We start from the raw sequence: 14,192 nt of genomic DNA, 5'->3' as shown, positions 1-14,192 counted from the left end.
TGACATTTTTTCAGGTACGATGCGTGCTTGGCGGATGGGTGCGAGATCGCCTGAACCGGGTTGGCCGCAGGTTGGCCGGGTTCGGCATCACAATCGTTCCAAGCCATGCGAAATTGATCGTTTGCGGGCCCCCAACGGGGTGCAGCTTCGCTCGAAATCGCATTAGTGTTCTTGAGGCATTCTTGCAGCGGGCCGAGCGCGGCGCGCGGATGAGGCAGTGATTCGATGGCGTTCTGGCGCCGCATATCCCGGCAAATGCAGGCTGCGACCGATTCGGTCGCGGTGGCGCCGGCCTTGCCCGTGGTGGAGCGGCCCAAATCCCCCCGCTCGCGCATGATGCGGCAATACGATCTGGTCGAGCGTGTCCGCTCGTACAATCCGGACACCGACGAAGACCTGCTCAATCGCGCCTATGTCTACGCCATGAAGGCGCACGGCACCCAGACCCGTGCATCGGGCGATCCTTATTTCTCGCATCCGCTCGAAGTCGCGGCGATCCTCACCGGGCTCAAGCTCGATGATGCCACCATCGTCGCGGCGCTGCTGCACGACACCATCGAGGACACGGAGGCGACGCGCGCCGAGATCGACAACGTGTTCGGCCACGAGATCGGCGCGCTGGTGGAGGGCCTCACCAAACTGAAGCGCCTGGAGCTGGTTTCGCGCGAGGCCAAGCAGGCCGAGAACCTGCGCAAGCTGCTGCTGGCGATCGCCGACGACGTCCGCGTGCTGCTGATCAAGCTCGCCGACCGCCTGCACAACATGCGGACCCTGGAATTCGTGCCGCACGCCTCGCGCCGCAGGATCGCCGAGGAGACGCTCGACATCTATGCGCCGCTCGCCGGCCGCATGGGCATGCAGGAGATGCGCGAAGAGCTCGAGGACCTGTCGTTCCACACGCTCGATCCCGAAGCCTATGCGGTGGTGATGCAGCGGCTCGACGCACTGGCCGAGCGCAACCGCAATCTGATCGGCGAGATCGAAAGCCAGCTGTCGAAGAATTTGCAGAAGAACGGCATCACCGCGCGGGTCTATGGCCGCCGCAAGCAGCCGTTTTCGATCTGGACCAAGATGGAGCGCAAGTCGGTCGGCTTCGAACAATTGTCCGACATCTACGGTTTCCGCGTCGTGATGGGGGACGTCGAATCCTGCTATCGCGCGCTCGGCGTCGTCCACACCACCTGGCCGGTGGTGCCGGGGCGCTTCAAGGACTACATCTCGACGCCGAAGCAGAACGACTATCGTTCGCTCCACACCACCGTGATCGGTCCCGGCCAGCAGCGCGTCGAACTGCAGATCCGCACCGAGGAGATGAACCAGATCGCCGAATTCGGCATCGCCGCGCACGCGTTCTACAAGGAGGGGGAGGGCTCGCCGACCGAGCGGCTCAAGCACGAGTCCAACGCCTTTGCCTGGCTGCGCCACACCGTCGGCATTCTGTCCGAAAGCGCCAATCCGGAAGAGTTCCTGGAGCACACCAAGCTCGAACTGTTCCACGACCAGGTGTTCTGCTTCACGCCGAAGGGCAAGCTGATCGCGCTGCCGCGTCAGGCCAACGTGATCGATTTCGCCTATGCCGTGCATACCGACGTCGGCAACAGCGCGGTCGGCTGCAAGATCAACGGCAAATTCGCGCCATTGTCGTCGGAATTGCAGAACGGCGACGAGGTCGAGGTCCTGACCTCGCAGGCGCAGTCGGCGCCGCCGTCGGCCTGGGAGTCGCTCGCGGTCACCGGCAAGGCGCGGGCCGCGATCCGCCGTGCGACCCGCACTGCCGTGCGCGATCAATATGCCGGACTTGGCCGCCGTATCGTCGACCGCCTGTTTGCCCGCGCCAAGATCGAATACGCCGATGACAAGCTGAAGGGCGCGCTGCCCCGGCTGGCGCGCGCCTCGATCGAAGACGTGATGGCCTCCGTCGGTCGCGGCGAACTGAAGGCGTCCGACGTCGCGCGGGCGATGTATCCGGACTACAAGGAAGAGCGGATGGTGCGCTACGGGGCCAAGCGAAGCCTCGCGGACAAGCTGAAGCTGAAATCGCCGCCGCATCCGGCGCGCAGCGCGTCGGTGATCCCGGTGCGTGGCCTCAATTCCGACCTGCCGGTCAAGTTCGCCCCCAACGGCGGCGCGGTGCCGGGCGACCGCATTGTCGGCATCGTTTCACCGGGTGAGGGGATCACGATCTATCCGATCCAGTCGCCGGCGCTGAAGGATTTCGAGGAAGAGCCGGAGCGCTGGCTCGACGTGCGCTGGGATGTCGACGAGACCATGCCGCAACGTTTTCCGGCGCGGATTCTCGTGCACAACGTCAACGAGCCCGGCAGCCTTGCCCAGGTCGCCACCGTGATCGCCGAGCATGACGGCAATATCGACAATATCAGCATGTCGCGCCGCTCCCCCGATTTCACCGAGCTGACCATCGATCTCGAGGTCTATGACCTGAAGCATCTCAGCGCTATCATCGCCCAGTTGCGCGCCAAGGCCGTCGTCGCACGGGTCGAGCGTGTTAATGGGTAACGTCGCCCGCCAGGATTCCAAGAGAGTGAAATGCCGAAAGTTCTTCCGCTGCGCCTCGGGGTCAATGTCGATCACGTCGCCACCTTGCGTAATGCACGGGGCGGCGCGCGGCCGGATCCGGTGCGCGCCGCGCTGACCGCGATCGAAGCCGGGGCCGACGGCATCACCGCGCATCTGCGCGAAGACCGTCGCCATATCCGCGACACCGACATGGCGCGCCTCAAGGCCGAAATCTCAAAACCGCTGAATTTCGAGATGGCGGCGACCGAGGACATGCTGCGGATTTCGCTGGCGACCAGGCCGCACGCGGTCTGCCTGGTTCCCGAGCGCCGCGAAGAGCTCACCACCGAGGGCGGGCTTGACGTGGTCGGCCAGCACAATGCGCTGGCGCCGTTCATCGCGCGGCTGAACGATGCCGGCATCCGGGTGTCGCTGTTCATCGCCGCCGATCCGGCCCAGATCGAGATGGCCGCTCGCCTGCGGGCACCGGTGATCGAAATCCACACCGGCGGCTGGTGCGACGCCGTGGTGGATGGCCATGCCGCCAAGGCCGAGGCGGAATGGCAGCGCATCGTCGCGGGGGCGCGGCTGGCGCGCGCCGCGGGGCTTGAGGTCCATGCCGGCCATGGCCTCGACTACGACACGGCCGAGACGATCGCCGCTCTGCCCGAACTTGCCGAGCTCAACATCGGCTATTTCATGATGGGGGAGGCGCTGTTCGTCGGCCTCGGCGAAACTGTCCGCAGCATGCGCGCGGCGATGGACCGCGGGCGCCAGCGCAGCGTGGCTCCGACATGATCATCGGCATCGGCTCCGACCTGATCGACATCACGCGGGTTGCCAAGGTGATCGAACGCCATGGTGAGCGCTTCCTGGACCGCATCTTCACCGACGCCGAGCGCGCCAAGGCGGCGCGCCGCGCCAACAACGAGAAGATGGTGATCGCAACCTATGCCAAAAGGTTCGCGGCCAAGGAGGCCTGTTCCAAGGCGCTGGGCACCGGGATCCGCCAGGGCGTCTGGTGGCGGGATATGGGGGTGGTGAACCTGCCGGGCGGCCGTCCCACCATGAAGCTGACCGGCGGGGCGCTGGCCCGGCTCGAGAAGCTGACGCCGGAGGGGTTCGAGGCCCGGATCGACCTTTCCATCACCGACGACTGGCCGCTGGCGCAGGCCTTCGTCATAATTTCGGCGGTCGTTCCGGGCAAATCATAGGGCAGGCGGCCGTTCGCGCCGGGGACCGACATAAAACTAAAAAACATTGATTTATCAATGGATTACGAAGTTTTATCGAGGCGCTTGATTGCACGGCCGCGAACAACCGTCTAAAACGCCGCTGCGACACTACCGAGCCAGGGCGAATTCGGGTTTTGCGCCGGAATTTGCCTTCAACATCAGTATCGAAGACCATTTTCTTGACGCGAACGGAACTGTTCGATTCGCGTGAGGAAAACGTTCTGCCACCGTGCAGGCCAAGCCTCTGTTTAATACTTGCCTTGCTTGAAGCAGCCTTGCGGGAATTGGGAAAGCGATGAGCGTGACATCCGGGACAAAAACTGAAAGCGGCTTGGGCGAAACCATCCGTGTCGTCATCCACGCCCTCCTGATCGCGCTCGTGATCCGCACCTTCCTGTTCCAGCCCTTCAACATTCCCTCGGGATCGATGAAGGCGACGCTCCTGGTCGGCGATTACCTGTTCGTCTCGAAATATTCGTACGGCTATAGCCACTACTCGATCCCGCTCTCGCCGCCATTGTTCTCGGGCCGTATTTTCGGCTCGGAACCGTCGCGCGGCGATATCGTCGTGTTCCGCCTGCCGAAGGACGATTCCACCGATTACATCAAGCGCGTGATCGGCCTGCCGGGCGACCGCATCCAGATGCGCGAAGGACTGCTCTACATCAACGACGCCCCGATCAAGCGCGAGCGCCTGAGCGATTTCATCGGTGAGGACCCGTGCGGCTCCGACGCCACCGCGCGCGTCAAGCGCTGGAAGGAAACCCTGCCGAACGGCGTCTCCTATGAGTCGCTCGATTGCGTCGACAACGGCTTCTACGACAACACCACCACCTATACCGTGCCCGCCGGCCATTTCTTCATGATGGGCGACAACCGGGACAATTCGACCGACAGCCGCGTGCTGTCGGCGGTGGGCTATGTGCCGTTCGAAAACATCGTCGGCCGGGCTCAAATGATCTTCTTCTCCATTGCCGAGGGCGAACATGCCTGGATGTTCTGGCGCTGGCCGACCGCGGTGCGCTGGAATCGCATTTTTTCAATCGTGCGATGAACGACGAAACGCCCGTCATCAGGAATACCCCGACACCGGGCGAGAGCCCGCAGCCTGATGCCGGTGGCGAACCTGCGCCCAAGAAGAAGCGCGGCAGGGCCTCGGCCAAGGAATCGGCGAAGGCCGCGGCCGCCGCGCTCGAAGCACGCATCGGCCACAAATTCGGCGATCCGAACCTGCTGACCACCGCGTTCACGCATGTGTCCGCGCTGAAACCCGCGCGCAATCGCGCCGAAAGCTACCAGCGCCTCGAATTTCTGGGCGATCATGTGCTCGGGCTGATCGTGTCCGACATGCTGTACCGCGCCTTTCCGAACGCCGACGAAGGCGAACTGTCAAAACGCCTCGCCGATCTCGTGCGCAAGGAAAGCTGCGCCGACGTCGCCAAGTCGCTCGGGCTGGTCGACGACATCAAGCTCGGCCAGGTCGGCGCCAGCGCCAGCGCGCGCTTGCGCAAATCCGTGCTCGGCGACATCTGCGAAGCCGTGATCGGGGCGATCTTTCTCGACGGCGGCTACGGCGCTGCCGCGCAATTCGTCGAGCGCAACTGGACGGAACGGATGCGCAAGCCGCGCCGGCCGCTGCGCGATCCCAAGACGGTGTTGCAGGAATGGGCGCAGAGCAAGGGGATGCCGACGCCGGTCTATCGCGAGGTCGAGCGTACCGGGCCGCATCACGATCCGCAGTTCCGCGTTTCCGTGGAACTGCCGGGCCTCGAGCCGGCCGAAGGCGTCGGCGGCAGCAAGCGCGCGGCCGAGAAGGTTGCGGCGTCCGTGATGATCGAGCGCGAAGGCGTCGGCGGTGGTGGCAATGACAGCTGAATCTCCGGCCCAGACCGCTTGTGGCTTCGTCGCGCTGATCGGCGCGCCCAATGTCGGCAAGTCTACCCTGGTCAACGCGTTGGTCGGCTCCAAGGTCACGATCGTGTCGCGCAAGGTGCAGACCACGCGGGCGCTGATCCGCGGCATCGTGATCGAGAACAACGCGCAAATCATCCTGGTCGATACGCCCGGCATCTTCGCGCCGAAACGGCGGCTCGACCGCGCCATGGTTTCGACCGCCTGGAGCGGGGCGCATGACGCCGATCTGGTCTGCGTGCTGCTCGATGCCAAAGCCGGCATCGACGAGGAGGCCGACGCGATCCTGAGCAGGCTTGCGAGCGTGCAGCATCCGAAAATCCTGGTGCTGAACAAGATCGATTTGATCCCGCGCGAGAAATTGCTGGCGCTGGCGCAGGCCGCCAATGACCGCATGAAGTTCGAACACACCTTCATGATCTCGGCGCTGTCGGGCGACGGCGTCGACGATCTGCGCGCCCAACTCGCCAAAATGGTGCCGGCAGGCCCGTTTCACTATCCCGAAGACCAGATGTCGGATGCGCCGATGCGGCATCTGGCGGCCGAGATCACGCGGGAGAAGATCTACCGGCAGCTGCACCAGGAACTGCCGTATCAGTCCACCGTCGAGACCGACAGCTGGACCGAGCGCAAGGACAAATCGGTCCGCATCGAGCAGACCATCTTTGTCGAGCGCGAGAGCCAGCGCAAGATCGTCCTCGGCAAGGGCGGCGCCACCATCAAGTCGATCGGCGCGGATTCCCGCAAGGAGATCGCCGAGATACTGGGTCAGCCCGTGCACCTGTTCCTGTTCGTCAAAGTGCGCGAGAACTGGGGCGACGACCCGGAGCGCTACCGCGAAATGGGAATTGAATTCCCGAAGGAATAGTTCGGCAATCTATGCGATCGTCATTGCGAGCGAAGCGAAGCAATCCATCTCGCCGCGTTGAGAAAAATGGATTGCTTCGTCGCTTTGCTCCTCGCAATGACGGAATTGGAAGTCCGATGACCCTGCCCAGGAACGTAGTTTGGTTTGAAGTTCTGCTCTATCTGTCGCTGACGCTGGATGCGGTATCGGTCGCGTTCCAGGACCGCACGCCGAAAGCCGACATGACCGAGCAGATGATCATGGTCGCGACCCTGATGGCGGCCGGCCTGATCCTGCTGCTGGTCTATTTCGTCCGGCTCGCGGCGCGGGAGCGCAAGAACTGGCCGCGCTGGGTGCTGGCCGCGGCACTGGTGCTGTCGGTGATCTCGCTGGCGCAGGTAATCGGTGCGAACGGCCTGCAACTCGACAGCGCCATCGAGGTGGTGTCCTGCGCGCTGACGACGGCGGGGCTGTATTTTTCCTTCACCGGCGATGCCGTGGGCTGGTTCAACGCTTAGTGATTGATGCCGTCATTCCGGGATGGTGCGCAAGCACCAGACCCGGAATCTCGAGATTCCCGGTTCGCATCTTCGATGCGCCCCGGAATGACGGTTGCTAGATGGCTGCGACCTTCGCCGGAATCCTGTAAACTCCCGCCCATGGAATGGACCGACGAAGGCATCGTGCTGGGGGTGCGGCGGCATGGCGAATCCTCCGCCATTGTCGAACTCTTGACGCGCAGCCATGGCCGGCACCTTGGCCTGGTGCGCGGCGGCGCGGGCAAGCGGATGCGGCCGCTGCTGCAGCCCGGCAACAGCGTCACCACGGTGTGGCGGGCGCGGCTCGACGAGCATCTCGGATATTACGCCATCGAGGGCACGCGGCTGCGCGCGGCGACCTTGCTGGCGTCGGCGCACGCCACCTATGGCGTCACCCACCTGGCCTCGCTGGTGCGGTTGTTGCCGGAGCGCGACCCGCACGAGGACATCTACGAGATGTTCGAGCGCACGCTGGACGATTTCGACGATGTCGGTGGCGCCGCGGCGCATCTGATCCGGTTTGAGCTGGCGATGCTGGCCGAACTCGGATTCGGCCTCGACCTGGAAAACTGCGCCGCGACCGGCGAGACAACGGAATTGATCTACGTGTCGCCGAAATCCGGCGGCGCGGTGTCGCGGCGCGCCGGTGAGCCCTACCACGACCGGCTGCTGCCGTTGCCGGCATTCTTGCGAGAGGGCGAGGGCGGGACGAATGGCTGGTCGGACCAGGACCTGCAGGACGGCTTTCGGCTGACCGGCATGTTCCTGCTCCGCCACGTGCTGGAGCCGCGCGGGCAGGGCCATTCCGACGCCCGCGATGGATTCATCAACGCGGTGACCAAATACCGGGCGCGAATCAGTTCCGCCGTCTGACGTGCTCTCTTGCCGTCGTCCCTGCGAACGCAGGGACCCATACGCCGCGGCTTGTCGATAGGAGCTGGGGCGCCAGCCGTTTTCTCCCATAAACATCTGTGGTTATGGGTCCCTGCGTTCGCAGGGACGACAATCGCCCCGATTCGCGGCTTGCCCGAGTCAGCCCAAAAGTTTAACCCGTCCCCATGGGAAAACGAACGTTACCGCCGGAAGAGCCGGCCGAAATCCATGAAGTCATGCTGCGGGATGCGCTGGAAGAGCGCTATCTCACCTATGCGCTTTCGACCATCATGCACCGCGCGCTGCCGGACGGCCGCGACGGCCTGAAGCCGGTGCATCGGCGCATCCTTTACGGCATGCGGCTGCTGCGGCTCGACCCCGGCACGGCGTTCAAGAAATCCGCCAAGATCGTCGGCGACGTGATGGGCTCGTTCCATCCGCATGGCGACCAGGCGATCTATGACGCCATGGTGCGGCTGGCGCAGGATTTCGCCTCGCGCTACCCGCTGGTCGACGGCCAGGGCAATTTCGGCAATATCGACGGCGATAATCCGGCGGCCTATCGGTACACCGAAGCGCGCATGACCGCGGTGGCGCAGCTGCTGCTGGAGGGCATCGACGAGGACGGCGTCGAGTTCCGTCCCAATTACGACGGCCAGACCAAAGAGCCGGTGGTGATGCCGGGCGGCTTCCCGAACCTGCTCGCCAACGGCTCCCAGGGCATCGCGGTCGGCATGGCCACCTCGATCCCGCCCGCACAACGCCGCCGAGCTGTGCGACGCCGCGCTGCATCTGATCGACAAGCCCGACGCCAAATCGAAGTCGCTGCTGAAATGGGTCAAGGGGCCGGACTTCCCGACCGGCGGCATCATCGTCGATTCCAAGGAAGCGATCGCCGAAGCCTACATGACCGGGCGGGGCTCGTTCCGCACCCGCGCGCGATGGACCCAGGAAGAGGGGGCGCGGGGTACCTGGGTCGTTGTGATCACCGAGATCCCCTGGCTGGTGCAAAAATCCCGGCTGGTGGAGAAGATCGCCGAACTGCTCAACGAGAAGAAGCTGCCGCTGGTCGGCGACGTCAGGGACGAGTCTGCCGAAGACGTGCGTCTCGTGATCGAGCCGAAATCCCGCGCCGTTGATCCCGCGCTGATGATGGAATCGCTGTTCCGGCTGACCGAGCTCGAAAGCAAGATTTCGCTGAACCTCAACGTGCTGATCAAGGGCAAGATCCCGAAAGTGGTCGGGCTTGCCGAATGCCTTCGCGAATGGCTCGACCATCTGCGCGACGTGCTGCTGCGCCGCTCGAACTACCGCAAGACCCAGATCGAGAACCGGCTGGAAGTGCTCGGCGGCTACCTGATCGCCTATCTGAACATCGACAGGGTGATCAAGATCATCCGCACCGAGGATGAACCGAAGCCGGAGTTGATGAAGGCGTTCAAGCTGACCGAGGTCCAGGCCGACGCCATCCTCGACATGCGGCTGCGCCGTTTGCGCAAGCTCGAGGAATTCGAGATCCGCACCGAGGACAAGAACCTTCGGGCCGAGTTGAAGGGCATCAAGTCGCTGCTCGGCTCCGAGGCCGAGCAATGGTCCAAGGTCGGCGACCAGGTGCGCAAGGTTCGCGACATGTTCGGGCCCAAGACGCCGCTCGGCAAGCGCCGCACCACCTTCGCGGATGCGCCCGAGCACGATCTCGCTGCGATCGAGGAGGCCTTCGTCGAGCGCGAGCCGTGCACGGTGGTGATCTCCGAAAAGGGCTGGGTTCGCACGCTCAAGGGCCATGTCGAGGATATTTCCGGGCTCGCCTTCAAGACCGACGACAAGCTCGACCACGCGTTCTTTGCCGAGACCACCTCGAAGCTGCTGGTGTTCGCGACCAACGGCAAGTTCTATTCGCTCGACGTCGCAAAACTGCCGGGCGGCCGCGGTCATGGCGAGGCAATCCGCATGTTCATCGACATGGAGCCGGAAACCGCGATCGTGTCGCTGTTCGTCAACAAGGGCGGCCGCAAATTCCTGATCGCAAGCCTCGAAGGGCAGGGCTTTATCGTCAACGAGGACGATTGCGTCGGCAATACCCGCAAGGGCAAGCAGGTGCTCAACGTCGAAATGCCGAACGAGGCCTGCGCGATCACGACCGTCGCCGGCGACACCGTCGCTGTCATCGGCACCAACCACAAGATGGTGCTGTTCCCGCTCGACCAGGTGCCGGAGATGGCGCGCGGCCGCGGCGTACGGCTGCAGAAATACACCAGCGCCAAACTCTCCGATGTCGCGGTATTCGAGTCCAAGGCGGGGCTGAACTGGAAAGATTCCGCCGGCCGCGACCAGAGCATGAGCTGGAAGGAACTGGCCGATTGGCGCGGCAACCGCGCCGACGCCGGCCGCCTCGCGCACGGCCTGCCGAAGTCGAACAAGTTCCTGCGGGGTGTGGAGTAGGGGACTTATACCCAGACGTCGTCATGCCCGGCCTTGTGCCGGGCATCCACGTCTTCGCTTCCGTCGAGGTAGAAAGACGTGGATGGCCGGGACAAGCCCGGCCATGACATTGAGCGCGGCTACCGCAGCAGTGCGATGAGCTGGCTCCGTTTTCGGATACCGAACCTCTCATAGACCGCGAGGAAATGATTTCCGACAGTGTCCTCGGAAATCTTCAGCTGCCGCGCGATGGCCTCGTCAGGCAATGCCGTCAACGCAAGATCGACCAGTTCACGTTGGCGGTTCGTCAGGACCGTTAAATCAGCCGCAGCGCGTGCCGGCGGTCTGGTGAGAAGAAAAAGCGTGTGCAACACGGGGGCGATCGGAAAGCCGAACCGGGGATCACGGCAAAGGGCGGCTTGTGACCCGCCGTTTCGCTGGCCCATCGGCGGATTACGGTTTCGTGATCCGCTTGCGGCTTTGCTGGATGCCCTTTGACTGCATCAGGGTTCTCGCCGATGCTCTCCAAAAAAGGGGAGGCGGCATTGCGCAAAGCGGAATGGCAACGACTCATCGCAACGATCGGCGGAGCAGTTCTGATGCTCGCCATGCCGTCTTTGCTCAAGGCTCAGCCCATCCCCGGTGCGGCGCCTGAATCGGCCAAGGCATTGTCGCAAGGAGAATGGCCGGCCTATGCCGGGACCTACGCCGCGTCGCGCTATTCGCCGCTCACGCAGATCGATCGGACCAACGCGAAAAACCTGCATGTCGCCTGGCGCTGGAAGTCGCCGGACATGGCGGTCAAGCAAGCCAATCCGTCCGTCGGCCCCAGCGCGGTCAATGAATCGACGCCGCTGATGGTGGGCGGCGTGCTGTACACCTCCACCTCGCTGTCGCAGGTCGCCGCGATCGACGCGGCTACCGGCGTCACCAAATGGGTGTATGACCCAAAAATCTACGAAAACGGCCTCGGTATTCCCGCCAACCTCGGATGGCTGCACCGCGGCGTTGCCTATTGGCGCAATGGCGACGACGAACGCATCGTGATTCTCACCGCGTTCGCGCAACTGATCGCGCTCGATGCCAGGACCGGCAAACCGGTGCCGACATTCGGCAAGGATGGCCGGATCGATCTGGTCGAAAGCCTGCGCCGCCCGATCGACCGCAATTATTACACCATGACGTCGCCGCCGGTGATCGTGCGCGGCGTCATCGTGGTCGGCTCCTCCGTGTTCGACTGGTGGGGAAGCCGGCCGTCACCGCCCGGCGATGTCAGAGGGTTGGATGGTGCCACAGGCCGTCTACTCTGGACCTTCCACACCGTGGCGCAAGGCGAGGAGCCGGGCGCGGAGACTTGGGAGAAGGAGTCCTGGAAGGAAGCCGGCAACGCCAATGTCTGGGCGCCGATGAGCGCGGATGAAGAGCTCGGCTATGTCTATCTGCCGGTCTCGACGCCCACCAACGACTATTACGGCGGCCACCGTTTGGGTGACGGGCTCTATGGCGAAAGCCTCGTTTGTCTCGACGTGACGACCGGCAAGAAGGTCTGGCACTACCAGATCGTCCATCACGGCCTGTGGGATTACGACCTGCCGGCAGCACCGAACCTGATCGATATCACGGTCGAGGGAAAGCCGGTCAAGGCGGTTGCGCAGGTGACCAAGCAGGGCTTGATCTATGTATTCGATCGCGTCACCGGCCAGCCGGTGTGGCCGATCGAGGAGCAACCGGTCCCAGCCTCCAGCGTGCCCGGCGAGCGCGCCTCGAAGACCCAGCCGATTCCTTCCAAGCCGGCGCCGTTCGATATCCAGGGCGCAACCAATGAGAATCTCATCGCCTTGACTCCGGAAATTCACAAGGAAGCCATCGACATCGCCGCCGCCTATGATCGCGGCGGCCTGTACACACCGCCGACCGAGCGCGGCATGATCCAGGTGCCCGGCAATGGCGGCGGCGCGAGCTGGGCGGGCGCTGCGATCGATCCGGAATCCGGCACGCTCTATGTTGGTACGCAACGCCTGCCGAGCCTCATCATGATCCGCAAGCCGGAGCCGTGGGAGTCCCCGTATGACTTCATCGGTGTGTCCAGTTATGTGCCGGGGCCGCGCGGCCTGCCGCTGCTCAAGCCGCCATTCGGCAGCATGGTCGCGATCGACATGAACAGCGGCGAGCACCGCTGGCGGATTCCGGTCGGGCGCAGCGTGGCGTTGCCGCCAATCCAGAAGCTCGGCATCCGCGAGCAACTGGGATTGCCAGGCCGCAGTTGGGCGCTCCTGACCAAGACGGTGATGATCGTCGTGCAGATGGGATATGTCGGCCAGATGCGCTTCGTGCCGGGCCTCAATATGCCGATCCGGGATCTCTTCAATCGCGATCCGCATTTGTGGGTCTACGACAAGACCACCGGCGAGATGCTGGCGGAGATCGATCTGCCCGCCAATGCCACGGGCGCGCCGATGACGTATATGGCCGGCGGCAAGCAGTTCATCGTATTTCCGGTCGGCGGCGCAAAACTGGTCGAGGAACTGATCGCGGTTTCGCTGTGATAGTATTCGCATTTCCATGCGCTGTATAACGGCGGCATGGCGCACGATCACCACGGCTCACACCACCACCACGACCACTCTCACGCACATGACCACGCCGGGCACAGCCATGCGCCCGACAGTTTCGGATGGGCATTCGCCGTCGGCGCATCGCTCAATGCGGCGTTCGTCGCCGCCGAGCTGATCTTCGGCTATGCCGCCAATTCGCTGGCGCTGATTTCGGACGCCGTTCACAATCTCTCCGACGTGATCGCGCTGCTGCTGGCCTGGGGCGGGGCGTGGCTCGCGCAAAAGCAACCGACGCAGCGGCATACCTATGGATACCGGCGCGCCTCGATCCTGGCGGCGCTGTTCAACGCCGGCCTTCTGCTGGTCGCCGTCGGCGGCATCATCGTCGAGGCGATCAATCGCCTGCAGGAACCCGCGCCGGTGGCCGGCTGGACCGTCGTGGCGGTCGCGGCACTCGGCATCGCCATCAATGGCGGCACGGCTCTGTTGTTCATGCGCGGCCGCCACGGCGACCTCAATGTTCGCGGTGCTTATCTGCACATGGCCGCCGATGCCGGCGTCTCGTTCGGCGTGGTGGTCGCGGCCCTGGTGATCATGTTCGCGGGATGGCTGTGGGTCGATCCCGCGATCAGCCTTGCCATCGCCGGTGTGGTGCTCGTCAGCGGGTGGGGGCTGGCGCGCGACAGCGTCAATCTCGCGCTCGACGGCGTGCCGCGCGGCATCGAGCTGGCAAAGGTCAGGGACTATCTCGGCGCACTCGACGGCGTCTCGGAAGTGCATGACCTCCACATCTGGGCCATGAGCACCAACGAGACCGCGCTGACGGCGCATCTGGTGCGGCCTGACGGCAGCGACGACGCATTCCTGCATAGGGTCTGCGAAGAGCTGTCGCACCGTTTCAACATTCACCACGCCACGCTGCAGATCGAGTCCAGCGGCGCGGTCTGCAAGCTGGCGCCGGCGGAGCGGGTGTAAGGCGATCTGCCCCGGCCCGTTTGCGGTTTGTACGCCGCGAGGGGCCATCCTGGCGCAGAAAATCAAATAATTGGCGCAGGATCGCAAGTCGGACGCGGGCAATCTGCTAGATATGCATTGCCGCTTCGAGCCGGCCGGTTTCGGTTGCGCGATTTTTGCTGCGGCATCTCTCAGGTTTCAAAGCAGGCGAGCGGACGAAGGTGCGCGCGGACATCGCTGCGTTCGACGACATGGTTTCAAGGCGAAAATGAAGAGGCATGTGAACGGGAAGCCGGTGACCGGTTGGCCTGAACCACGCCGATTGTTTCTCGATTCAAGG

11 protein-coding genes and 1 pseudogene are annotated in these 14,192 nt (G+C 63.9%); 11 read left to right on the top strand and 1 reads right to left on the bottom strand.

Features of this window, described 5'->3' with window-relative positions:
* Positions 1–225: 225 nt before the first annotated feature.
* The 9 genes and pseudogenes from ABIE49_RS03705 to parC all read left to right on the top strand — a co-directional run bounded on the left by ABIE49_RS03705 (position 226) and on the right by parC (position 10,364).
* On the top strand, positions 226–2,517 hold the full coding sequence (locus ABIE49_RS03705; protein WP_192733619.1) for a RelA/SpoT family protein: 2,292 nt from the start codon (positions 226–228) through the stop codon (positions 2,515–2,517).
* A gap of 30 nt (positions 2,518–2,547) precedes the next feature.
* Positions 2,548–3,315, top strand: a complete 768-nt coding sequence (locus ABIE49_RS03700) for a pyridoxine 5'-phosphate synthase (protein ID WP_192733618.1) — start codon at positions 2,548–2,550, stop codon at positions 3,313–3,315.
* Positions 3,312–3,731: a holo-ACP synthase gene (gene acpS / locus ABIE49_RS03695; protein ID WP_192733617.1), complete on the top strand. Its 420-nt coding sequence runs from the start codon at positions 3,312–3,314 to the stop codon at positions 3,729–3,731. Before ABIE49_RS03700 ends, acpS begins: the two co-directional genes overlap by 4 nt.
* A gap of 316 nt (positions 3,732–4,047) precedes the next feature.
* Complete coding sequence (lepB, locus tag ABIE49_RS03690; protein ID WP_192733616.1) at positions 4,048–4,806, top strand: signal peptidase I; 759 nt, start codon at positions 4,048–4,050, stop codon at positions 4,804–4,806.
* Positions 4,803–5,627 (top strand): ribonuclease III, encoded by an 825-nt coding sequence (gene rnc, locus ABIE49_RS03685; RefSeq protein WP_192733615.1) that lies wholly within the window; start codon positions 4,803–4,805, stop codon positions 5,625–5,627. The genes lepB and rnc overlap by 4 nt, the downstream gene beginning before the upstream one ends.
* Positions 5,617–6,531: a GTPase Era gene (gene era, locus ABIE49_RS03680; RefSeq protein WP_192733614.1), complete on the top strand. Its 915-nt coding sequence runs from the start codon at positions 5,617–5,619 to the stop codon at positions 6,529–6,531. The genes rnc and era overlap by 11 nt, the downstream gene beginning before the upstream one ends.
* Positions 6,532–6,647: 116 nt before the next feature.
* Positions 6,648–7,028 carry a hypothetical protein gene (locus tag ABIE49_RS03675; protein WP_192733613.1) on the top strand — a complete coding sequence of 127 codons (381 nt, stop codon included), beginning with the start codon at positions 6,648–6,650 and terminating at the stop codon, positions 7,026–7,028.
* A gap of 141 nt (positions 7,029–7,169) precedes the next feature.
* A complete protein-coding gene (gene recO / locus ABIE49_RS03670; protein ID WP_192733612.1) occupies positions 7,170–7,922 on the top strand; it encodes a DNA repair protein RecO in 753 nt (250 codons plus the stop codon).
* Positions 7,923–8,107: 185 nt separating this feature from the next.
* Positions 8,108–10,364, top strand: a pseudogene (parC, locus tag ABIE49_RS03665) (DNA topoisomerase IV subunit A).
* A 119-nt stretch (positions 10,365–10,483) separates the two neighbouring features.
* Here parC and ABIE49_RS03660 read toward each other — a convergent pair.
* Entirely contained in the window at positions 10,484–10,789 is a 306-nt protein-coding gene (locus ABIE49_RS03660) for a LuxR C-terminal-related transcriptional regulator (protein WP_192733610.1), read from the bottom strand.
* A 153-nt stretch (positions 10,790–10,942) separates the two neighbouring features.
* Between ABIE49_RS03660 and ABIE49_RS03655 the strand changes: the two genes are divergently transcribed.
* A complete protein-coding gene (locus ABIE49_RS03655) occupies positions 10,943–12,889 on the top strand; it encodes an outer membrane protein assembly factor BamB family protein (RefSeq protein ID WP_354066573.1) in 1,947 nt (648 codons plus the stop codon).
* 36 nt (positions 12,890–12,925) lie between these two features.
* Positions 12,926–13,873 carry a cation diffusion facilitator family transporter gene (locus tag ABIE49_RS03650; RefSeq protein ID WP_192733608.1) on the top strand — a complete coding sequence of 316 codons (948 nt, stop codon included), beginning with the start codon at positions 12,926–12,928 and terminating at the stop codon, positions 13,871–13,873.
* Positions 13,874–14,192: the final 319 nt, after the last annotated feature.

Source organism: Bradyrhizobium sp. OAE829 (assembly GCF_040546575.1).
In the GTDB taxonomy this organism is placed as follows: Bacteria; Pseudomonadota; Alphaproteobacteria; order Rhizobiales; family Xanthobacteraceae; genus Bradyrhizobium.
This window is presented reverse-complemented; position numbering and strand designations above follow the sequence as displayed.

Bases quoted from the DNA above. Each gene is read 5' to 3' on its own strand.
- ABIE49_RS03655 (WP_354066573.1), top strand. From the start codon at position 10,943: ATGCTCGCCATGCCGTCTTTGCTCAAGGCTCAGCCCATCCCCGGTGCG.
- lepB (WP_192733616.1), top strand. From the start codon at position 4,048: ATGAGCGTGACATCCGGGACAAAAACTGAAAGCGGCTTGGGCGAAACC.
- ABIE49_RS03675 (WP_192733613.1), top strand. From the start codon at position 6,648: ATGACCCTGCCCAGGAACGTAGTTTGGTTTGAAGTTCTGCTCTATCTG.
- era (WP_192733614.1), top strand. From the start codon at position 5,617: ATGACAGCTGAATCTCCGGCCCAGACCGCTTGTGGCTTCGTCGCGCTG.
- ABIE49_RS03705 (WP_192733619.1), top strand. From the start codon at position 226: ATGGCGTTCTGGCGCCGCATATCCCGGCAAATGCAGGCTGCGACCGAT.
- recO (WP_192733612.1), top strand. From the start codon at position 7,170: ATGGAATGGACCGACGAAGGCATCGTGCTGGGGGTGCGGCGGCATGGC.
- rnc (WP_192733615.1), top strand. From the start codon at position 4,803: ATGAACGACGAAACGCCCGTCATCAGGAATACCCCGACACCGGGCGAG.
- ABIE49_RS03660 (WP_192733610.1), bottom strand. From the start codon at position 10,789: ATGGGCCAGCGAAACGGCGGGTCACAAGCCGCCCTTTGCCGTGATCCC.
- ABIE49_RS03700 (WP_192733618.1), top strand. From the start codon at position 2,548: ATGCCGAAAGTTCTTCCGCTGCGCCTCGGGGTCAATGTCGATCACGTC.
- acpS (WP_192733617.1), top strand. From the start codon at position 3,312: ATGATCATCGGCATCGGCTCCGACCTGATCGACATCACGCGGGTTGCC.
- ABIE49_RS03650 (WP_192733608.1), top strand. From the start codon at position 12,926: ATGGCGCACGATCACCACGGCTCACACCACCACCACGACCACTCTCAC.